Source organism: Deltaproteobacteria bacterium (genome assembly GCA_016208165.1).
In the GTDB taxonomy this organism is placed as follows: Bacteria; Desulfobacterota; Desulfarculia; order JACQYL01; family JACQYL01; genus JACQYL01.
Map to the genome: position 1 here is coordinate 69,903 of JACQYL010000014.1, position 21,449 is coordinate 91,351.

General features: G+C 52.6%; 15 protein-coding genes and 1 other RNA gene. 5 read left to right on the top strand and 11 right to left on the bottom strand.

Annotation, left to right across the window (positions count from 1 at the left end; all coding sequences use genetic code 11):
- Nucleotides 1-26: 26 nt before the first annotated feature.
- The 4 genes from sppA to HY788_02985 all read right to left on the bottom strand — a co-directional run bounded on the left by sppA (nucleotide 27) and on the right by HY788_02985 (nucleotide 4,855).
- Entirely contained in the window at nucleotides 27-614 is a 588-nt protein-coding gene (sppA, locus tag HY788_02970) for a signal peptide peptidase SppA (protein ID MBI4773138.1), read from the bottom strand.
- A gap of 404 nt (nucleotides 615-1,018) precedes the next feature.
- Nucleotides 1,019-2,926: a 30S ribosomal protein S1 gene (locus HY788_02975; protein MBI4773139.1), complete on the bottom strand. Its 1,908-nt coding sequence runs from the start codon at nucleotides 2,924-2,926 to the stop codon at nucleotides 1,019-1,021.
- 86 nt (nucleotides 2,927-3,012) lie between these two features.
- Nucleotides 3,013-3,708, bottom strand: a complete 696-nt coding sequence (locus HY788_02980) for a (d)CMP kinase (protein ID MBI4773140.1) — start codon at nucleotides 3,706-3,708, stop codon at nucleotides 3,013-3,015.
- 37 nt (nucleotides 3,709-3,745) lie between these two features.
- On the bottom strand, nucleotides 3,746-4,855 hold the full coding sequence (locus HY788_02985; GenBank protein MBI4773141.1) for a histidinol-phosphate transaminase: 1,110 nt from the start codon (nucleotides 4,853-4,855) through the stop codon (nucleotides 3,746-3,748).
- 593 nt (nucleotides 4,856-5,448) lie between these two features.
- Here HY788_02985 and ffs point away from each other — a divergent pair.
- Nucleotides 5,449-5,531: signal recognition particle sRNA small type (ffs, locus tag HY788_02990), an RNA gene on the top strand.
- Between the two features lie 82 nt (nucleotides 5,532-5,613).
- On the opposite strand, the gene HY788_02995 is transcribed toward ffs, so the two are convergent.
- Nucleotides 5,614-6,234: an MBL fold metallo-hydrolase gene (locus HY788_02995; GenBank protein MBI4773142.1), complete on the bottom strand. Its 621-nt coding sequence runs from the start codon at nucleotides 6,232-6,234 to the stop codon at nucleotides 5,614-5,616.
- A 298-nt stretch (nucleotides 6,235-6,532) separates the two neighbouring features.
- Between HY788_02995 and HY788_03000 the strand changes: the two genes are divergently transcribed.
- Entirely contained in the window at nucleotides 6,533-7,927 is a 1,395-nt protein-coding gene (locus tag HY788_03000) for a sigma-54-dependent Fis family transcriptional regulator (protein ID MBI4773143.1), read from the top strand.
- 214 nt (nucleotides 7,928-8,141) lie between these two features.
- Here HY788_03000 and HY788_03005 read toward each other — a convergent pair whose 3' ends face one another.
- From HY788_03005 to priA, 5 genes are all read right to left on the bottom strand, one after another.
- A complete protein-coding gene (locus HY788_03005) occupies nucleotides 8,142-8,501 on the bottom strand; it encodes a TlpA family protein disulfide reductase (protein ID MBI4773144.1) in 360 nt (119 codons plus the stop codon).
- A 108-nt stretch (nucleotides 8,502-8,609) separates the two neighbouring features.
- Entirely contained in the window at nucleotides 8,610-8,981 is a 372-nt protein-coding gene (locus HY788_03010) for a universal stress protein (protein ID MBI4773145.1), read from the bottom strand.
- A gap of 1,576 nt (nucleotides 8,982-10,557) precedes the next feature.
- Nucleotides 10,558-11,586 carry an HD domain-containing protein gene (locus HY788_03015; GenBank protein ID MBI4773146.1) on the bottom strand — a complete coding sequence of 343 codons (1,029 nt, stop codon included), beginning with the start codon at nucleotides 11,584-11,586 and terminating at the stop codon, nucleotides 10,558-10,560.
- 551 nt (nucleotides 11,587-12,137) lie between these two features.
- Nucleotides 12,138-12,791, bottom strand: coding sequence for a flavodoxin family protein (locus HY788_03020; protein ID MBI4773147.1), 654 nt, complete (start codon nucleotides 12,789-12,791; stop codon nucleotides 12,138-12,140).
- 199 nt (nucleotides 12,792-12,990) lie between these two features.
- Nucleotides 12,991-15,432, bottom strand: a complete 2,442-nt coding sequence (gene priA / locus HY788_03025) for a primosomal protein N' (GenBank protein ID MBI4773148.1) — start codon at nucleotides 15,430-15,432, stop codon at nucleotides 12,991-12,993.
- A gap of 459 nt (nucleotides 15,433-15,891) precedes the next feature.
- On the opposite strand from priA, the gene HY788_03030 reads away from it, so the two are divergent.
- Nucleotides 15,892-16,905 carry a TRAP transporter substrate-binding protein gene (locus HY788_03030; protein ID MBI4773149.1) on the top strand — a complete coding sequence of 338 codons (1,014 nt, stop codon included), beginning with the start codon at nucleotides 15,892-15,894 and terminating at the stop codon, nucleotides 16,903-16,905.
- Nucleotides 16,906-17,011: 106 nt separating this feature from the next.
- Here HY788_03030 and HY788_03035 read toward each other — a convergent pair whose 3' ends face one another.
- Nucleotides 17,012-18,235 carry a peptidoglycan DD-metalloendopeptidase family protein gene (locus HY788_03035; GenBank protein MBI4773150.1) on the bottom strand — a complete coding sequence of 408 codons (1,224 nt, stop codon included), beginning with the start codon at nucleotides 18,233-18,235 and terminating at the stop codon, nucleotides 17,012-17,014.
- A gap of 1,266 nt (nucleotides 18,236-19,501) precedes the next feature.
- Between HY788_03035 and HY788_03040 the strand changes: the two genes are divergently transcribed.
- Both HY788_03040 and HY788_03045 read left to right on the top strand, forming a co-directional pair.
- On the top strand, nucleotides 19,502-20,284 hold the full coding sequence (locus HY788_03040; GenBank protein ID MBI4773151.1) for an RNA 2'-phosphotransferase: 783 nt from the start codon (nucleotides 19,502-19,504) through the stop codon (nucleotides 20,282-20,284).
- A 273-nt stretch (nucleotides 20,285-20,557) separates the two neighbouring features.
- The gene (locus HY788_03045; protein MBI4773152.1) at nucleotides 20,558-21,088 is read left to right on the top strand and encodes a hypothetical protein; all 531 of its coding nucleotides are present in this window, start codon (nucleotides 20,558-20,560) and stop codon (nucleotides 21,086-21,088) included.
- Nucleotides 21,089-21,449 lie beyond the last annotated feature (361 nt).

Genomic DNA, 21,449 nt, shown 5'->3' on the forward strand with positions numbered 1-21,449 from the left:
ACTGGACCTATACCCTTAAAGGGCTTCTAGTGGAGGGCCAAAAGTCTGGGGCTGTTTATGCCTAACCGCTCCGTGACACCGCTTAAAAACTCGTCCAAGAAATAGTCCATCCACGAATGTCTTTTTCGAGCGGGCTGAACGATGGCGACTTTCCCATGGATGCCCGCCAGGGATTTTGCAATTCGCATGGCGTCTTCGAAATTGCCCGTTTCGTCCACCAGGCCCAACTCCTTAGCCTGCGATCCCGTCATGATTCGTCCGTCTGCAATGTCTCGGACCTGCCCCTCGGAAAGATCACGTCCCTTCGCCACATCCGCGATGAATTGTTCGTGAACGTCGTCGATCACGTTCTGCAGCAACTTCCGTTCGTCCTCGGTCATATCCCGGTATGGGGATCCCATGTCCTTGTACTTCCCGGCCTTTATTGAGAACAAATCGAGCCCCAGTTTCTCGAACAATTGCTGCACATTGGAAAGCTGGATCACCACCCCGATGCTGCCCGTGATGGTTCCCGGGCTCGCAACGATCTTGTTTGCTCCCGCGGCGATATAATAGCCTCCTGACGCCGCCACGTTCCCGAGAAACGCTACCACCGGTTTCCTGTGATGGCGCAACCCCACCTCCGGGAGATTCGATCAGGATGATAATGGCCTTGATGTCCTTGTCTTCCTTGTACTGAGCCAGCAAATCCGTGAAGGGCTTACCGTCCGATATAACACCCCTTATTTCGAGGAGAGCCACTTGATCGCCGAATGGAGCACCGGAGGAACCGCTCGACAGGTAGAGCATGCCAATGACCGCAGCACACAACACCGCCATGATTAGAACAATCATCGCCATCGAAAACAATACGGGGTGTTTCTTCATTGGCAAAAGAGGAGGAAGGCATGATGCACCGCTGAAAGAACCGGAGCGTCCGCCTTACGGATGATCTTTCGGCACACCACTATACCCGCATCGGATGGACGGACCAAACCTCCGACCGTACGTCATCCTGTCGACCGTTCGGGCCGGCCTCCTATTCCTCCGTTGAATCGTCCGGATCGGACTGTTGCTGATTTGCCTCTCTGCTTTCTTTTAGCAGGTCTCCAAGGTTTGGAAATGACGTTGACGAACCGCTGAGGTAATCGCGAATGGTCGCCTTGTCGCTCTCCTCTTCGAGACGGCGAAGAGAAAGTCCGATTTTTCGCTCCTTGCGATTCACGTTCACAACCTTGGCAGTAACCACGTCTCCAACATTGAACTGCCCGACAGGGGTCTTAACTTTCTCGGCGCTGATTTCCGAGACATGGATGAGACCTTCGATGCCCGGCTCGACTTCGACAAAGATGCCGAAATCCGTCACATTGGTGATCGTACCGGATATTCGACTGCCGACCTTGTATTTCCTCGGAATCTCTTCCCAAGGATCGGGCGTCACATGCTTGATGCTCAGAGAGAACCGTTCGTTTTCACGATCGATTTTCAGCACCTTGGCCTGAACTTCCTGGCCTTTCTTAAACAATTCGGATGGGTGTTTGACCCGTTTGGTCCAGGAAAGATCGGAAATGTGAACCAGCCCGTCAATTCCTTCGTCAATGCCGATGAACACTCCGAAGTCCGTAATGTTCTTGATCTTTCCTTCGATGATGGTCCCCACCGGATATTTCTCTCCGATCACATCCCAAGGGTTGGGCTCGACCTGCTTCAAACCAAGAGAAATTCTTCTGTTGGTTGGGTCAATATCCAGGACCATGGCTTCCACTTCATCACCCACGTTCACTACCATGGACGGATGCCGAATCTTCTTTGTCCAAGACATCTCCGACAGATGGATCAAGCCCTCGATGCCTTCCTCCACTTCGACGAACGCACCGTAATCCGTCAAACTGACCACACGCCCTTGAATCCGGGCGCTGGGAGGATATTTTTCCGATGCGGTGGTCCACGGGTCGGGCTGCAGCTGTTTCATGCCTAAGGAAACACGCTCCGTTCCCTGATCAAAATTCAGGACCTTGACCTTGACTTCGTCGCCGATCTTGATCAACTCGGAAGGATGCTTGACGCGCCCCCAGGACATGTCCGTTATGTGAAGCAAACCGTCCAGTCCGCCCAAATCGATAAATGCTCCGTAGTCCGTTATATTCTTGACGATACCAATGAGTACGTCTTGCTCCTGTATCTTTTTCAGGGTCGTTTCGCGAGCTTTTTGCCGGTGTTGTTCCAGAATAGCCCTTCGCGAGATGACCACATTGCTGCGCTTCTTGTTGTACTTGAGGATCTGGAATTCAAACGTCTTGTTTACAAGGGAATCCATATCCTTTACGGGGCGCAGGTCCACCTGAGAACCCGGCAAAAAGGCCGGAACGCCGATGTCTACGGTGAATCCGCCTTTTACTCTCGCCGTTATGGCGCCTTTGATCACCTGGCCTTCATTATACGCCCGGCGAATGTCGTCCCATACCTTGATCTTTGCGGCCTTTTCCTTCGAGAGCAGGATCTCGCCATCTTCATCTTCCCGTCGTTCGAGAAGAACATCAATGGTGTCACCCACTGCCACTTGAGCTTCACCCTGTTCATCCAAGAATTCTGAAATCGAGATCTGCCCTTCAGACTTGTAACCCACATCCACAACAACAAAGTCTTTGGTGACCTGAATCACAGTCCCTGCGATGACTTCACCCTCTTGGAGAGACCGCAGGCTCTCCTCGTACAGCTCTTTCATGTCCATGGATTCCATTGACACGTCGTCTTCCCGAGTTTCGGAATCCCGACTTGCATTGCCATCGGCGCCTGACACGGAATCGTCCTTCCCTGATAACGCTTGTTGCGCAGCAGCGGAAGAGTTCGCGTCACCGGTTGCTTTCGGCGTTCCCGCGCGACCTTGCTCTTCCGGGTCCCTTTGATTGTCGGTTTGGTTGTTGGTGTTAACGATTGGCTCCTCCATGCACAGTAACCCCCTATAGTGTATTCACCACAATTGGCCCACACGACCGGTGAAAGATATACCTTACCAAAATGTCTATGTAAATGTCAAATTTCCACTCCGCTCATTTTGACTCTCACGACTCCTAACATCATAGCCAGTACTTCCTCCAACGATCGCCTGGAAGAATCTATGATCTCGGCTCCCGGCGCGGGCCGGAGCGGCGCTTCTTTTCGTTCGCTATCCTGCTTGTCTCGCCTCTCAATGTCCCGGAGGACCTCTTCTTCAAGGATTTCCCGACATGAAGCCTTCAGCTCGAGATATCTCCTGCGAGCCCTCACAACGGGGTCCGCCGTCAGATAAAACTTGACTTGTGCATCGGGAAAAACCACGGTGCCCATATCGCGACCTTCAGCCACCAGGTTTGCATCCCGGGCAAATTCCCGCTGTCGCTGCGACATGCTATGCCGCACTTCTCTTCGCTTGCTCAGCTCGGAGGCCAGCATGGTAACCTCGGGCAAACGTATCTCGTTTGACACGTCCCTGTCCCCGAGGAAGGCAAAAACATGCCCGTCTTCCTCCGAAACAAAACGGATACAAAAAGCGGCCAGCATCGCTTCCAGATCCCGGTTTCCACCCTGCTTGCGATCTTCATACACCATCAGGGCAAACGCCCGGTACATGGCTCCCGTGTCCAGATACATGAAATCCAACGTTCGGGCCAGGAGCTTGCTGACGGAACTCTTTCCTGAACCCGAGGGACCGTCAACGGTGATCACCCACGAGGTCAAACGGTCCGACATTTGATTTCGTATCCCATATCCCGACCGCCGGCTTCGATTATGTTGAGGCGCCGCTTTCCGTGCGGGTCCGGAGCACCCGTTCCAGCGATTCCACAAATCGACTGTTTTCTAGAGGGACACCGACATTGACACGAATATACTCGGGAAGTCCGTATCCGCCCATGGGTCGGACGATCACTCCCTCCCTCAACAGGTCTTCATACACGGCCTTCCCGTCACCGACATCAATGAGCAGGAAGTTGGTTTGCGAGGGCACGAAAGGCCGTCCCAGTCGCTTCATTTGGCCATAGAAATAGTCGAGTCCTTCCCATGTGAGCTCCAGGGTCCGCTTCAGGTGCCGATCGTCGTCCAGGGCCGCCTCCGCGGCCGTCTGCGCGAGGCTGTTGACACTGAACGGCGAACGGATCTGATTCAGTCGCGTTATCAGCTCCGGGTTGCCTATCCCATACCCGATCCTTATGCCCGCAAGTCCGTAGGCTTTCGAAAAGGTTCGAATCGTCAGCAGTTGGGGAGCATCATCTAGATACTCACGACCGGAAAATGTCCCGGGACCTCGTATGAAATCCGCGTAAGCTTCGTCCAACAGAACGGGAACATCGTCCGGTAGTTCACCTATAAACCACTCGAAATCCGCTCTCGAAATCGCAACACCCGTCGGATTGTTCGGCTGGCATACTACGATCAACTTGGTTTCGGGACGCACCGAGGCCAGCATGGAAGGCAGATCCAAACCGAAGGTTTTCAATGATGCTCGTGTTATTCTGCCTCCGACGGCTTGAGCGCTTTTCTCGTACATGAGAAAAGAAGGGTAAGGCACCAAGACTTCCTCGCCAAGGCCCACGAAAACACGCATGCAGAGGTCTATGATTTCATCCGATCCGTTACCCAGGACCAGGCATGCGGGATCGAGATTCCACCGTTCCGCCAACTTGCCGCGCAGAGCCGTCCCGTTGCCGTCCGGATATCTGTGGAGGCGCTTTAAAGCTCCTTCGATGGCTTCCAGGGCCAAAGGCGAAGGCCCCAGCGGGTTCTCGTTCGACGCCAGTTTGATGACATTTGTAATTCCCAGCTCACGTTCCAGATCTTCAATGGGTTTCCCGGGAATATAAGGCGGTACGGACTGGATGTGCTCCAGGACCTTTGTCATGCATGGAATTCGCTCACTCGACATACTAAATACCTACGGTAACAGGGACCGGATCGCAGCCGGATTTCCAGCGCGCCAGTGCCGTCAACTCAGATAATTGGAACGATAACGTGGAAGAAAGGACACGAAAAGGTTCACATGTGAGGAATCTCGGTAGTATATCTGCTTACCTAGCTTTCTGGTTGATGAGAACGGATTCTTACATCAGCATGAACCATTAATCAACGTTTTTTGTTGGCGGATAAGGCAAAAACCGCTTGACAGAGCGAGGTCCGACCATTAGAAACGGCTGCTACCGTTCGAGATACTCCGACTCAGTCGTCCAAGGAAACACACGAGGCGGAAAGCCCATCGAGGGTCTCACCACCCCGGCATGGCTCTTGACCGACAGAAATACCACGTGATCACTGAACAGGTTGAAATAAACGCTCAAGGTGTTATAGACTTAATATGAACGGTGTTTCGTTCGGCGATAAAACCGGGTTTCAGAAGAACCGGCTCTTTGGGCGAGCGAAGAGACACCGGAGCATAATCGCAATTCCATCCATTATCTTGGCCGTGCTAGATGGGGAGCTAGCGGTGCCCTGAACCCGAAATACGCTTTAGCGGGTTGTGAACCCCGTCAGGTCCGGAAGGAAGCAGCGGTAAACAATGCAGTCCGTGTCGCGGATTTGTCTAGTCTTTAAATCCCGGGTGAAAGTTTCTTCAGCGGTAACATTCGAAGGAAGGTGCACGGCCAAGATTTTCTTCCTCTTCTCCTATCGGAAAAACGGATTCGTACGTTTCTCGCGACCCACCGTTGTGGCGGGACCGTGCCCGCTGAGGACTTGGACGTTGTCCGCCAGCGAGAAGATTTTGGTTTCCACCGACCGTATCAACGTGTCGTAGTCGCCTCCGGGAAAATCCGTGCGCCCGATGGAACCCGCAAACAACAGGTCCCCCACGAATACGACCCCGTCGGATAGAATTGAGATCCCCCCCGGCGAATGCCCCGGCGTGTGCAGAAACTTCAGTTCGATCCGTCCCAACATGATCGTATCCCCATCCTCAACGTAGATGTCCGGCTTGGGTGAATTTTCAGCATGCATCCCCCACGCTGCCGCTGCTTGAGAAAGATGCTCCAGCATGGGCGTATCCAGTTGATGAGCCACCAGTTTGGCCCCTGTAGCATCCTTGACGGCGCGATTTGCCCCCACATGATCAAAGTGACCGTGTGTGTTGATGATGTACTCGAGCTGGAGATCTTCCTGATCTAAAATGCCAAGGATGCGCCCCGCCTCATCCCCCGGATCGATTACAGCGGACTTTCGAGTAACTTCGCAACCCAGCACGTAGCAATTGGCCTGTATAGGCCCCACGGGCATACCTTTGATAATCACGGCATTCTCCTTGAAGGCGTCCGTTCATGTCGGCACATATGTCTTACGACACATGGTATTGAATGAGGACACGGATTACCAGATTCGTCCGGATATGTAAAGCCGCAGGCGGGTAAGGCCTGAAGAGCGCATCCCCCCTGCATCCCTGAGAGACGACGGACATGGCGGGCATTTAACGGCATTCTGAAGACAAATCAACGAATCTCGAGAAAAAGAGTGAGAAAAAGAGTTGCGCCTCGTTGCTTTTTTTGTAATAATAGTAACAATACTGTACTTTCAAGTTCAAAGGAGCACGGCCATGGCGCAAGTTCTGATCGCCGAAAACGATCGTGTTTGGAAAGACTTGTTGTCGGACATACTGTCTGAAGAACACGAACTCGTATTCTGGCAGCAAGGCGGGAACGAACCGGGAATTCTGGAAGAAAAGCTGTTCGACGTAGCTATTATCGACAAAAGGCTTAACGGGTCCAATGGCAGCAAGTTGCTTGAATCCATAAAAAGGGCGTCTCCGGAAACGGTCGTGATCATGACCAGCGAGGGAGAAGACGCCAAAGAGGTGGTGGAGGCCATGCGAAAAGGGGCCTTCGACTACGTCATAAAGCCCTTTTCCCCTGAAAAGATTCGCAAGTCGATCGAGCAGGCCCTGGAAAACCGGGCATTCAGGTTCGAGATCGATTACCTGCGTCGCAACCAGGACGTGGTCTACGATTTGAACAACATCATCGCGGAAAGTTCCGCGATGAAACAGGTCATTCATATGATCGAACGAGTGGCCGAAACCGATTCGACGGTTCTGATGACCGGGGAGACCGGCACTGGAAAAAGCTTTTTGGGAGGCTCCGTACACTTCAACAGCAAACGCGCTAAATCACCCTTCATCAAGATCAACTGCGCCAACATGCCGGACACCCTTCTCGATAGCGAATTCTTAGGGCACGAAAAGGGAGCCTTTACCGGGGCCACCAAGAGACGAATCGGACGTTTCGAGCAAGGCAACGGAGGCACCGTTTTTCTGGACGAGATCGGCGAAATAAGCACTATGCTTCAGGCAAAGCTCCTGAGAGTTCTGGAAGAACGTGAGTTCGAGCGGGTGGGCGGAAACAAGACCATCAAGGTGGACGTTCGCATTATTGCCGCAACGAACAAGGCATTATCCGAAGAGATTCAAAAAGGGCTGTTTCGCGAGGATTTGTACTACCGCATCAACGTGCTTAACATCCATTTGCCGCCGCTGAGGGAGCGGCGGGAAGACATCCACCTGCTTGCGGAATACTTTCTGGATAAGCATTGCCGTAATCTGCGAAAGAAGTTGAGCGGATTCACGAAGGATGTTCTGGACATATTTCGAAATTACGATTGGCCCGGGAACATCCGTCAGCTTTCCAATACGGTGGAACGGGCCGTGCTTTTAGCCGACGACTCAGCGGTAGGAGTACAAAACGTGGCTTTGGGCACGTTTCCCAGGCCGATCAAGTCCGCGCCCGAAGTCCGTTCCCCTCAACCCGAAATAATACCCTCCGAAAAGGTGCGATCCTTGGTCGATAATGAGCGTCAGCTTATATTGGACGCCTTGGAGAAAAATCTCTGGATCCAAAAGGACGCGGCAGAGGATTTGGGGATCAGCCGGCGTGTTCTTAACTATAAAATAAGGAAGCTCGGCATCACTCATCCACGCTGGAGAAAGAACATATAGAACGGGGCTCGCTTCCGAGACCGGTCCGGTGCAGCTCTCGGCGGCCGTTTAGGGACCTGTGATATCTCCGAGCTTTCTCTCCATGTCCACGGAGACGTGGAGACCGGAAAGCCGATGATCGACACTCCCTTTCCTGTTGATCATAAAAGCCGCGGGAATCGCCTTTACGCCCCAAGCTCTGGCCAGTTTGGAATCGGCTCTCAAGATCGGGTAACTATCGTTCGGCGAATTCGATGATTTTCTCGGACGGTTTCTTGTCCAGGGCCAGACTCAGGAAGACGACGTCGCTTTTGTGCTTGTTGTAGAAACTGACCAGATCCGGGATCTCCTCTTTGCACGTGGGGCAGTAGGTGGCCCAAAAAACGATGATGATCGGTTTTCCCAGATAGTCCGAAAGTGTGACTTCTTTCCCATTCACATCGGAAAGAGTAAAATTCAGTGTTCCCGTGATGTCTGCGGCGTTGGCGAGGGAACCCGACATAACCGCCGCCACAATCAGAAAAAGGACCGCACAGTTTTTGGCCCATCCGAAATACTCGCCTTTTTCTTTTTTTCGAATTGATTCCTTTCTCATGCCTTACCTCCCTCGCAAGTATCGGAAGAATACTTCAAGCGCTTTAGGCGCCTGCGCATCACGTAGGTTTTAATAATAGTTATTGTTTCGTGCTTGTCCAGGACCTTTCTAATCTCTTTCCGTTCCCGGGTTTACCGTGGCAACCGGACAGGGGGAGTGCAGGATCAGATGTTGTACCGTGCTGCCGAAAACCGCTTTCCCGACGGCACTGGTCTTGCGAACGCCGACCACAACCATTTCGATGTGCTCGCGCATATCGAGGATAAATGACATCAAGTCCTCTCCCGCGCTTTGCCTGCGCCCCGTCGCCAACCTTTCCAGTCCTAGGCTTCGATTCCGGGTCGGGCCGTCGTCGAACCTTTCTGCAGTTGGATCAGAGTGATTTCCGGACGACAGTTGATGCGAACCGGCGCCAAGATCGTTCCCAGTCCACGGTTCACGTACATTCGGTTGTCCTGATGGTCGGCGGAGGCATACCATCCGTGAGAATACGTGAGGCCCATCCTGGCCAGGGAGATGCCTCGAGTTCCCGGAATCGGAAAGATGCACTGCCCGCCGTGGGTGTGCCCTGCCAAAGTCAAATGAACATCGAGACTCCGTGCCTGCCGAAACACTCCGGGCCGGTGTGCCAGAAGAAGACGGAAGCTTCCCGGTTCACAGTGCAGGAGCAAATCCTTTAGCTGGGGGAAATAGGCATCTCGGGTCCAGCGTGAAACCGGGTCATCGAGCCCGATGATTTGTAGTGAATCCGGGAGCTTTTTTCGATCGGCCACTTCGTCTTTCAGGAAAAACAGACGGCTGCGCCTGAGCTCACGTTCCATGGCCGCCATGCCCGTGTAATAGTCGTGGTTTCCCGGCACCACAAACACGCCCAGGTCCGATCGCAGCCCATCCAAAATTTCGACGCCTTCAGGTATGTATTTGGCGTCGTGGTTGATGATATCCCCGGTCACTACCACCAGGCCGGCATTTAAACCGTTGATCGTAGCCACGGTTTCTCGAAGCTGGTCCGGTGAGAAATACGGACCGAGGTGAATATCACTGATTTGGGCCACGGTCAGTCCGTCGAGATCTTCGGGAAGATCGTCGTATCGCGCCCGATACCTGTTTATACTCACTTGATTGCTTTCAGCATAGGCGGCATACGAAAACGAGGCGGCTCCGACGGCAAAGGCCCATTTACCGGAAGTACTCAAGAAGTCCCTGCGTTGCGCTTCAAATCCTGTAGAAACAAGACGGCGGGCGGCGAATGCCCGATAGACAATGGGAATAACGAGAACGCATCCAACGAAGAAGACGGTCATGACATAAATGACATAGGGATACAGAATCAGGTGGCGCAGCCATGAAGATTGGTCGATGGCGTCACGATATCTGAAGTAAGCCATGGGAACGCCGATAAACGCCGTTGATGATGCCAGGTAGAAGCTCATTTGAACGAATCGCGACTTCTCTCTGAACCATGCCCAATTTCTGAACAGGATTTCCAGCACACATACCTGGAGAATCATTATCAATATTAAAATACCCATCGCCACCAAAAGAAAATAAGTCATCGGTAACAAACATCTCCCCTGCTAGGAGCCTGACGCCGTTGCCGGTACGTGCGACTCCCGCGAATTCATTCAATCAAGCCCGGCGAACATCCTGCGAAAAAGATCTTCACCAGACCGTTTCCGATCCGCCTCGATCGAATTACACGCCGGACTGCCCCCCTGAATGGGGAAAAGCGGTCGCGCGGATCATAAAATTGATATTATACCTAAAAAATCTTTTTAATAACAACCTTCTCACCATTAAACCCCGGCAAAGACCGAGATCGGATTATTCATACGCAAACCGTGACACATCCTCAACCGCTCCTCCATGCTCTTCCGGACTCACGGGAGGCGAGATGCGTCCGCTTCCGATCTTGCGCTTCTTGTTCAAGAGGGGAGCGCCCATTGCCCGGAATCAAGCTAATCCGCCAACAAGATCCCGGTCAAAAAAAGATCCGTCAGGATTGTCCCCGGTCATGAAAACGGCGCCGATTTGCAAGCGACGGCTTGCTCTCTGCCTATTGTTGAACAACTTCACTGTCCGCTTCCGCAACGATGTTAACGAGGCAGATGAATACATCCTTATCGAACTTACCTGAGTCTGTCTCCTTTTTTATGATCTGAAGTGCTCCGAAGGCGCTTGTAGCCTCTCGGTACGGTCTTTTGGAAGTGGTCAGCGCTTCAAAGCAGTCAATCATACCTAAGATTCGTCCTGGGACACTAACCCCCTTTATCTTTTGGGGATACCCGCATCCGTCTAGTCTTTCGTGATGATCTTGTATACATTTTCTAACGATTATGTTGTCTTTGAGATTCGCGTACATCGTTCTCAAGATATTCATTCCGAAATCGACATGCATCTTCATTATCTCAAACTCGTCCGGAGTCAGTCGCCTGTTCGCTTTCAAAATATCGTCCGGTATGTGGATCTTTCCGAGATCATGAAGTAGCGCTCCCAATGCCCAACTTTTTAGTATTTCTTTTTTCTCTCTCACAGGGCTTGGATAATCCGTAACTCGAATATATTTTTCATTTTTCATAAGAAACATTAATGTCAACACCATCGTATTTACGCTATGGCTAGTCGTAGTAGTATCCTTCATCGTATATTTATGTAACATTGTTAGAATATTCTTATCCCTAAAACATAAATCTGCATATTGCTCGGCAATGCGCTGCATTTGCATCAAACCGTTCTTAGTATCTTCTTTAGCTCTGTTTTTATAAGCCATTTCGGCAAAAAACTCATCAAGTAATTGTATTGTATATCCTTTTACCAGTCCTGCTTTTTCAGTATTAAGCTTACCTTCTAATAATTGTTTAAGTTTAGCCTCAATAAGCTTACTACATTTTTTTTGGTCATCTAGTCTTACATAAATATTAATGTTGCGTGAAATGATCTCGCCTATAGTAGATTTCCTATATTGATCGTCTCTTGGCTTGAACCTTAAATATTGGCCAGAGGCAGGTTGAAATAGAAATATTGGATACTCAACATACAAATCAATTAACTGGGGTTGTATCTTTACATACATTTCCAGATTCATGATTCGAAGCCCTTTTGGGATAGCCAATAGATAGGAGTATGATGGCCGTCGCGTGTTAACGCGCTCCGCTGATAAGAGACGATGTTTATCAACGCGGGCGAAATCATAAATCAAATATCGATGGGCCGGCTTCGAATGAGCACTAAATACCGCTCGATGTGGGTTCCGAAGCCGATCACGAATAAGCGTTCGGCAACGACCGACAATGTTTCCTCATCTCCGGAAAAATCGTTCGCGTTCGAACGATCCGGGCAATGACACCCCCGTTCCGGTCCGCCTCCTGTGAATTCCTCAGAACCTCTCAAACGGGATCCGTTCAGAAAGAAGCCTGAACTACTGCAATTGGGATCGGCAATAACGGTCCGCAGCTAAAGAAAAAAGTAAGCACGCATGATACGTTCGTAAAGACCCGTTTTGACCCATCCTGAATCCCATAGAATCAATAGGTTAGGTATGCCGGAAATAACCTGGAATAGAAAACAACTTCCATGAGGGGTCTCCGCATGAACATCCGGCGGCGGTTTCCGTTCGACGTTCTACGGAAACACCCGTCACGGTACTCGCTCTTTCCCTTTTTTCACGATCTCCGTGAGTTCGAGGAGGCTCGCAGCGGTTAACTTGGCCGTTTCCAGTCCAAAGGAATCCTTCAGCACCTGATGTTTGTCTTTGGGATCGAATTCGCCCGTACCGCCCAAGCTGCTGACTCCCGCACCGCCGAACGTGGCAAGCGAGCCCGGCGTGGCTATCACCATTTGCCAGGTCATAAATGCCCAGTGCAGCGTCATAAGGGTGGTTTCGATACCCGAGTTTCTGTACCAGCTCACCGCAATCCCGGCCCCCGTCTTGTGTTTGAGGCACTTGGTCACTCGTTTGCCGTAATCGAGCGCGCGCATTCTATCCAGAACAGCCGCCATGTGTCCCGAAAGTCGGCCGATGTAAACCGGAGTGGCCAGCAGAAGTCCGTCAGCGTCCATAATGGCCCGGTAAATTTCCGCCATGTCGTCTTCGATGGAACAGAATTTCTCTTCCTCCTGCTTTAAAAGGCACCAGTTGCAGTGAATACAATCCTGGACGGTTTTCCCGTGCAAGGTCACGATTTCGGTTTCAACGCCCTCGCGCTGAATCGATTTCAGCGCTTCCTCAAGAATACGCTCCGTGTTCGAGTCTTTAACCGGACTGCCGCAGATTCCTAAGATCTTGATCATGGTCGAGTTTCTCCTTCCCGATGAAAAGGTATGTACGTAGGGGATGATTAAGGAACACGTTTTGAAATTTCCCGCTCTCGCATGATTCCCTTATTTTTCAGTCTCCGCCTTCGGACCGGCCCGCGTGGCCCATCGCACGACCTCGATGCACGGGGTGCGACTACGATCGTGTACGGCAGACACTTCGCGTCGGCGCCGATCAGAGCATACTCACCGGATCCACATCCAGGATGGCTGTTGCTTTATACGGCTTTAACGCCGTTTCGCATTGGGGCCAAACCTGGTTGAGAAAGCGGTGCATCGCGACGGACTCGGCGGCCTTCACCAGAATATGCCAGCGATAGCGCCCTTTGAGCTTGCCAAGAGGCGCCGGGGCCGGCCCCAGCACGCGAATGCCTTGGACTTGGTCGGCTCGTTCCCTTGCAAGGCGGCCAAGCGCCCAAGCAGCGTCACGACTCTTAAGCGCATCCGGACTGGAGATCCGAATGACGGCCAGCCGGCAAAAGGGAGGATACGTCAGTTCATGACGATGCACAATTTCGTCCAGGTAAAAGGCGTGGAACCGGTGTGTGCGCGCATTCTCGATGCAGTAGTGTTCCGGATGGAAGGTCTGGATAACCACGTCTCCCTGCTCTTCACGCCTGCCGGAGCGGCCCGACACCTGGCTCAGCAACTGGAACGTTCGCTCCGTTGCAGCGTAGTCCGGAAAATGGAGCGAATGGTCGGCAGCCAGCACCCCTACCAATGTCACACCTGGAAAATCCAGGCCCTTCGCGATCATTTGGGTTCCTACAAGGATATCGATTTCACGACTGTGAAAGGACTTCATAAGCCGGAAAAGGTCCGTTCGGGACGAAACGGCGTCCTTGTCCATACGGGCGATTCTGGCCGAAGGAAACTGATCGGCCAGCGTTTTTTCGATCTTTTCCGTACCCGCCCCCAGCGGAATCAGGCGGGGAAATTGGCACACGGGGCATGCATCCATGTCCGTGCTAGTGAATCCGCAGTAGTGACATAGCAATGTTCCCGACGTTTCATTCTCATGCCCATGGAGGGTCAAGGAAACATGACAGTGGGGGCATTGAACCGTGTTCCGGCATCGGGGACAAAACAGGAGCGGAGAGTAGCCCCGCCGGTTCAGAAATAGAAGCGTCTGATCCCCTTTCGAAAGGTTCTGCTCGATTCGCTCGAGGAGTTGCCGGGAAAATCGGGTTCCGATCTTTTCTTGACTCATGTCCACCACATGGACCCTGGGCAAAACGCTTTTTCCGATTCGTTTCGGAAGCGTGATCGTCCGATACTTGTTTCGAACCGCATTGCGGTAGCTTTGAAAAGAAGGCGTAGCACTGCCCAACAGGACGACGGCTTTCGCCATTTTCGCTCGTACCAGCGCCAGATCACGAGCATGATATCTCAGTCGATCTTCCTGCTTGTAGGCCTGCTCGTGTTCCTCATCCACAACAATGAGCCCCAGATTCCGAAGCGGTGCAAAAACAGCGGAGCGAACTCCCAGAACTACGGTCGCTTCCCCACGGACAACGCGCATCCACTGATCATACCGTTCACCCTGCGTAAGTCCGCTGTGAAGGAGGGCCAGGCGATGCCCGAATCTGGACCGGAAGTGTCCCTCCATCTGGGACGCCAGCGTGATTTCCGGCGTCAGGACCAGGGCCGTCTTGCCGAGCGCCATGGCCCGATGAACGGCCCGCAAATATACCTCTGTCTTCCCACTGCCGGTAACACCGTGCAGCATGTAAGGCTGGAACGAGTCCCTGTTTAAGCTTTCGTAAAGGGCATCCAGCACCAGCTTCTGATCTTCGGACGGCTCGGGTTCCTTTCCGGTAAGGTAAAGCTCATGGTCAAAAGGATCCCGGTACCCCTGCTCCGAACGCACCCGGATCCAGCCCTTTTTCTCCATGCTTCTCAGCGTGGGCGTGCAACCCGGAAACCGCGCCGTTACCTCGCTCTGAAGCACCTCACCCATGCCTGCCACCAATTCCCAGATCGCACCCTGTTTCGGGGTGGGTTTCCGCGGAACGTCGCCTTTTTGGATTACCTTTACCTCCAGCGGTCGAACCGTGTCGCCCCTAAGCCGCATGCCCGTTTCTACCCATCCCTTTCGTTCCAGCGAACGAACGGCGCGGCCGAGGTCCTTGGCTTCTATTTGCGAAGCCAGGGCGGCCAGTCGAATGGTTCCCTTCTGCGCCAACGAAGACAGAATTTGCCGCTCGATTTCGCTGGAATCCGCCGGGGGGACTTCCCGACTTCCAGTCTCCATAAGCCGGATCTCCTTGAGGGTTCGCACGGAAAGCCCGCCGGGCAATCCCGTTTGGATGACCAGGCCGACGGGGTAGAGATAGTACTCCGAAATCCATTTGTAGAAAGGAATCATTTCCGGCGGAAAAAGCGGCAGCGGATCCAGAATCTCGGCGATTGTTTTGAGTTCCTTTTCGGGTGGGACGCGGCGAAGTTCGAGAACATACCCTCCCAAGAAACGCGACCCAAAAGTCACGAGTACACGATGCCCCACCTGGAGATCGATCTCCATCGGCTTCGGAACCAAATACGTATACGGGATACGCACCGAGACCGGTACCGCGATCTCGGCCAACATGGGAGTTTCAGAACGCTTAACCGTCACGGCATCCTACTCCGTCCCCCGATCCAACAATGTGCTTTCCCCCTTCAAGAGCGCACCTTCCAATAAACGATCCCTGCATCGAGCCGGCAGGCGCCCGGTCTGACCGAGGCCGCCTCGATGACCCCATAGCTTGTCTCATCTCATATTTTCATCCCGATTTCACCACTCCGATCCGCAAGGAATGGATAAAGATGTTATTTGCCGGCAGGATGCCCTGAGGAGTTCTTTTGAAACAACATCCCCTCCACCGGCGCCGGATTCCAACCGTGTAGACGAATGAGAAACACCCGTTTCGACGCATGCCGAGCTTAATTGCCGTTCGGTTCAGGGAAATCGGTTCCGGAGACAAGCAGGAAGAAGCATTGAAGGTTCATACCTCCTTGACAAAATGATCTGTATTTTCGATGCTTGGGCACGGAATTCTTTAAAGTCCACGACACGGTCCCTGCGAGGAGATGTATGATCATCAACAAGTTACAACTACAAGGTCTCGCCGCCGGCGTTACGCTCTTCGTTCTGTTCTGCGGAAATGTCGACGCAGCAACGCTTCGAGTTCGAGTGGCCCACACGGAAAGTTTGACACATGCGGTCAACGTAGCGCTTCTCGTGTTTAAGTATAAGGTTGAAACCCTGACCAATCAAATCATCGAGGTGGAAGTCTTACCGGAGGGCCGCATGGGCGATGACGCCTCCCTCCTTGAACAGGTCTTGCTGGGAGAAATACAATTATCGGTTATTCCGATTAGATTGACTCTGAGCATGGTTCCTCAAGCAGCTTTGGCCGAAATGCCTTTCTTTTTCGACAACCCGAAGTCCGGACTCGGCGCTTTGAACGGCGACTATTCGGATGCGTTGTTTCCTCTGTTCGAGGAAAAAGGACTGGTTCCTCTGGCCTGGGTCCATTACGGCAGCCTGGCCGTCATAGACGCCGACAAGCCGCTGCACGATCCCGAGGATTTCAACGGATTGCGGATCAATGGTCCGGAAGACCCTCTGTTTTATGATTCCATGCGGGCACTGGGAGCCGTGCCCAGCAGTTTGAGCGGTGAACCCCTGACCGGCGCCGTTGAAAACGGAGACGTCCAGGCGCTTCAAATACCGCTTGCTCTGGTCTTGGAAGCGAACCAGGAAAAGATAAACCGGTTTGTGACCGCATCCTTCCAATCGATGGACATGGGTCTCCTGGTGGCCAACGCGGCCTTCTGGCAGAGCCTTGTTCCCAAATTTCGCGCCATATTAAGGGAGGCTTCAGATGACTTCGAAGCGGTCAATCGAGGTTATCAAGTCCAGCAGGAAGTGGATCTGCTCCGCAAGGCCGCCGCTCGAGGACTTTCCGTGGAAGTGATGGACGAAAACCAAAGGGCGCTTTTTCGGCAGAAGATGACTCCTCTGTACGAAAACTGGCGTCACCTATTGGGGCCCAAGTGGTTTGATACTTTTTCAAATGCGCTTGCCGAAAAGGACATCTACTAGCCCGAACGGTTCAGGAAATCATCCCCCATTCATCGTCCATGAAAACAGGGCCTGTGCCCCGACGAGGCGTCAGGGTTGGAGCTATGTTTGAGTCTCTTGTTCCTGACTATTCGGCGGCCGCCAACTGATTCCCGCCCTCGAGCATGGGTCCGTATTTGGCCACCCGCTCTTCGAACGCCTTCCGATGATAGGACGACAGCGACTTCAGGGGAGGCGACTGTCTGAGCGCTTGCAATGGATTCAAGTGCTTACCTCCGTCTACCATTGCAAAATGGAGGTGAGGGCCGGTGGCCAGGCCCGATTGCCCGACCCATCCGATCAACTGACCCTGCGTGACCCTTCTCCCCGTTTTGACACTTTTTTCGAAGCCACGCAGGTGACCATAGGACGATGTGATTCCGTGATTGTGCCGAATTTCGACGAGCCGGCCAAAACCGTTCTTCCAGCCGCAAAAAACAACTTTTCCGTCACCGATCGTCTGAACCGGAGTCCCCGAAGGGGCTGCGTAATCGACTCCCAGATGGGGCCGATATATTTTTAGAATGGGGTGAAATCGCTTGTAAGAAAAGGTCGAGCTGATTCTTCTGTACTGCAACGGAGATTTCAGAAAAGCTCTTCTGAGATTTCGGCCTTCCGAATCGAAATAATCATCCCGGTCACCTTCCTCCTGAAACCAGAAGGCATCCAGCACCCGGCCGTTATTGGTAAAACGCGCCGCGAGGATAACACCGTCCTTCACGAGCTTGCCGTCGCGATACCACGACTCATAAACGACTTTGAATGAATCCCCCCGCCGCAAATCCGTCAGAAAATCTACATCCCAACCAAAAATATCCACCAACTGATGAAACAGCCCATAGCTCAGGCCTGCCTTCCGGGCGCCCGTGTAGAGGGAATTCTCGATAGTGCCTTCGACCACACGGAGCTTCGGCATTAAAATCACGGGCTGCTTTACCACGAGGTACCCGTCGGACCCGGATGTAATGACCAACCTGTACTCGTCTTCCTTTTCGAATACCAGATCGAACCAGTCCGATGCCCCTTCCCTTCTCCTCAGGGTCAGGCTATCCCCCACGGCGATACTTTTAAGGTCCATGGCCTTGCGAACCGATGCGATGATCCCGATGACCGCGTCCCTCGGTAGGCCAAGCATCGTGGTTTTTCGGAAAAAAGTATCGCCCTTTTTAAACTTGAGGGCTTTCTCGATGATTCGGGGGGCGTCCGGAGAGACGGCGTCGGCAGAGGTCAGGCCGCCGGATCCGTTCGTGCTCTTCCCGTCCCGCAATTCTTCCCAGTACAGGAACCCCATCGGTTCCGACGTTCTTCTCACTGTCGCTTTCCGGAAGCGGGGCGCATCCGGTCCGGGAAATGTGGATCGGTTTTCAAAAAAAAGGGAAATGTCGTCGCCGGTACGGCTCAAAGAAGCGGAAAACTCCGTTGTGGTTGACGGAGAGGTAGATGTCCATTTGAAAGGGCGTTGGAGCCTTGCATTCATTGCCAAGGCTTGATCGGTTTCGTCTTGGATTATTTCCGGAATCGGTTTGATACGGGATGTGCCCAACACCCAGGAGTCGTAACAAATGAGCAGGTTTAGACTTATGTAGACGATGAAACCTATGAGGAGTTTGGCACCTCTACCCAATTGGAAATCTGCGCTCGATCCGCCCATGGCCCCCCTTTGTCGCCTCGTGATGCACCGAATTCGGTGCAATCTCAGATACAGAAGTGTAAAGAACTGGAATACGGCACTAGATGAAAACCGAACCTACCTGCGCCCAAGAGCAATCAAGAACAACTATCCCCGACGTTTTTGGCCTTTCTTTCTATTTCTGAAAAATATCAATATGTGTCGATAAAAGCTCCATGTCTCCTTGCAACCCTATTCGATCTTGTATGACATTCGCGCAACGCCTCTGCTGCATGTCTCTCCACTGAATCCCCTATTAACAGTGTTTCTTTAAGAACTCAAGGAATAAATTCACGTCAATGGAAGATCTATCACGATAGGCGGCTTCAGCTTTAAAATCTCACGATCGGGCCGTGTCCGTTAACCGAGAATAGATAGTAATTTCTCTAATTTTTCGATTCGTACTTTTGACATATTGCGTCTGGAGGTTAAATTCGCGAAAAATCGGCGAATTGGGCATGCATTTCACGTAGGATGTCCTGTTTCCCTGTTCCTGACATCCGCTTGCACTAGACCAAAACAGACAATGGATTGGTCGGAGACAGCCGGTTGGGGCGATTTCTTCTATACGTTCCTGCGCCTGCTCGGATACAGCCTATGTTTTCGAGGAATTCCGTCCAAAAAGTCAAAGGCGCCAAATCCCAATACCTATGATTGGAGCATGGGTGTAATTGTCCGGTCCGCTTTTCGCACACCATGATTGGTTCTTGCACAGGCTCATGATATATTGATAAACGAAAGTGGGCCGCTGAAAAGCTTGCCTTCTGTTCGAAACGGGTGATGAACTGAACGCCGGAAGAGCATCCATGAAAAGGGGCCCGTTCAGAATCCCCTCCAAATGTTCAAGTCTGTTTCGGGTGCACAGGCTCCGGAACGAATAGTGAACCTCTCTCACAGAGGCGGTACTCCTTGGAAAAGAAGACACGGCAAAGGATCGTCAGTCTTCAAAAACGCATCCAGTATATGCTGGCAATTGCTCCGGATGAATTCGGGCTCGTGCCCGAACCGGACGGATACGTTCCGATCAAAGAGCTGCGACAAGCCGCCTCCGAAGAAGAAGGCTGGGGATTTATCCGCGTTTCCCATATCCACGAAGTGCTTCTCCACGATCGTGAAGAACACTTCCAAGTGAGCAGCGACCGGATTCGATCCATCGATCGGTCCGACCGCGTGGGCGCCATCGAGCCCATCGCCTCTCCAAAAATGCTGTATATTGCCGTACGTTCGCGGGCCTGGCCCCACATAGCGGAAAAAGGCCTTAGACCTTACGCGGGCTCGTGGATCGTTCTGGCCCGTGAAAAAGACCTGGCGATGCGACTCGGGAGGCGCAAAGATCCGCACCCCACTTTGCTGGAAATACGCGCCGAACTTGCTCAATCGCACGGCATCGTCTTCTTCTCTTCAGGGACACGATTGGTCCTCACCCATTCCGTCCCGCCCGATTACATCATGGGCCCTCCCATCAAGAAAGCCGAAGAGGTCCTAAGAACGAAACCTCCGGACAAAACGCCGGATCTTCCCCTGCCCGGATCGTTCGCCCTTGACCTCGAGAGAGTATACTCCCCAAAAACCGGTCGTCCAAAGCACGAATGGAAGCAGGACATAGGTCCCGAGAAGAAAGATCGGCGCGCCAAGGGGCGAGACAAGCGGGCCCAACGGCAGGCCAGGGGAATGAAGAAAGGAAGAGACTAAACAGCCGGAGCCGACGATTCAATTGCAGCCGATCCCATTAGGTGAGGGCATCATGCCGATCCGGTAAACCGAAACCTTCAGGCGAGGAACCGTTCGAAATAGGGACCCTTCTTCAAGACGCTTTGCGCCGCCTTCGGCCGACGAGAGGCGTCCGCTCGGGTGTGACTTGCGAAGGATTCCCGGAGCACCCTGACAGAAGGATATGAAAAGCCCGTTCGTCGGTCGACATGATGCAAGGTTCAATACCAGAAGAATCGCCGGGATAGCAGACGAATGGAACTGACCGCCTTCAATGAAGACCAACTCGCAATCGTGCATCATGCGGTAGAGATCGCCGAAGAGGTTACGGCGAACCATTTCAGAATATCTACAAGTGAGTGGAAGCGCATGCGGTACGACATAAAAACGCTCCAGAATCTGACGCAGGGAGAAATCACCAACAAGGCCTTCGCCCAGCTTTTCAAGTACTCCAGAGAACCGCAAGTTCCCCCCAGACCGCACCGGGTGCTGGATTTCTACCTGATCTGTTTGCAGGATCATAAAATACTGGAAGCACTGCTGCGCGAAGCCGGGGTCACGCTGCTCTGTCTGTGTCTCTACATCCTGACCCACGAACTGGTTCATGTGGTGCGCTTCACCAAGTTCTTCAAAAGGTTTGATTGCACGGAAGCCGAACGCGAAAGGGAAGAAAGCTCGGTTCACAGCATTACCTACGAGATCCTCAAAGGGCTGTCCTGGCCCGACATGAGAACTATCCTGGAATCCTACACGTTGTTCCGGGAGGTAGACCGGGTGGTCCTGTAGCGGATGGCTCCAACTTCGGAGCCGACGGGGGAAACGCACGTTGGTTCCTCACCGGCTCTTTCTAACTCATCTTTGACAGTTGGAGGCTGAAAAGGGTCGTTTACTTCTCGTAACATATTGAAAACATTAAAGTGGGGTTTTCCGGAAGCCCAAAACGTAGTGCCAATATTGCTACTTTTTCCCTTGACAGCGCCCTTAGTGTTCGCCTATTGTTAGGGGCATGTTCGCCCGTGTAAAAAAAGTCAAAACGGCAAAGACCACGCACGAATACCTGCAGATTGTCTCCAACTATAGAGAGAACAACAAGGTAAAACAGAAAGTTATTGCAACATTGGGGCGGCTGGACCAGCTTCAGGAGACC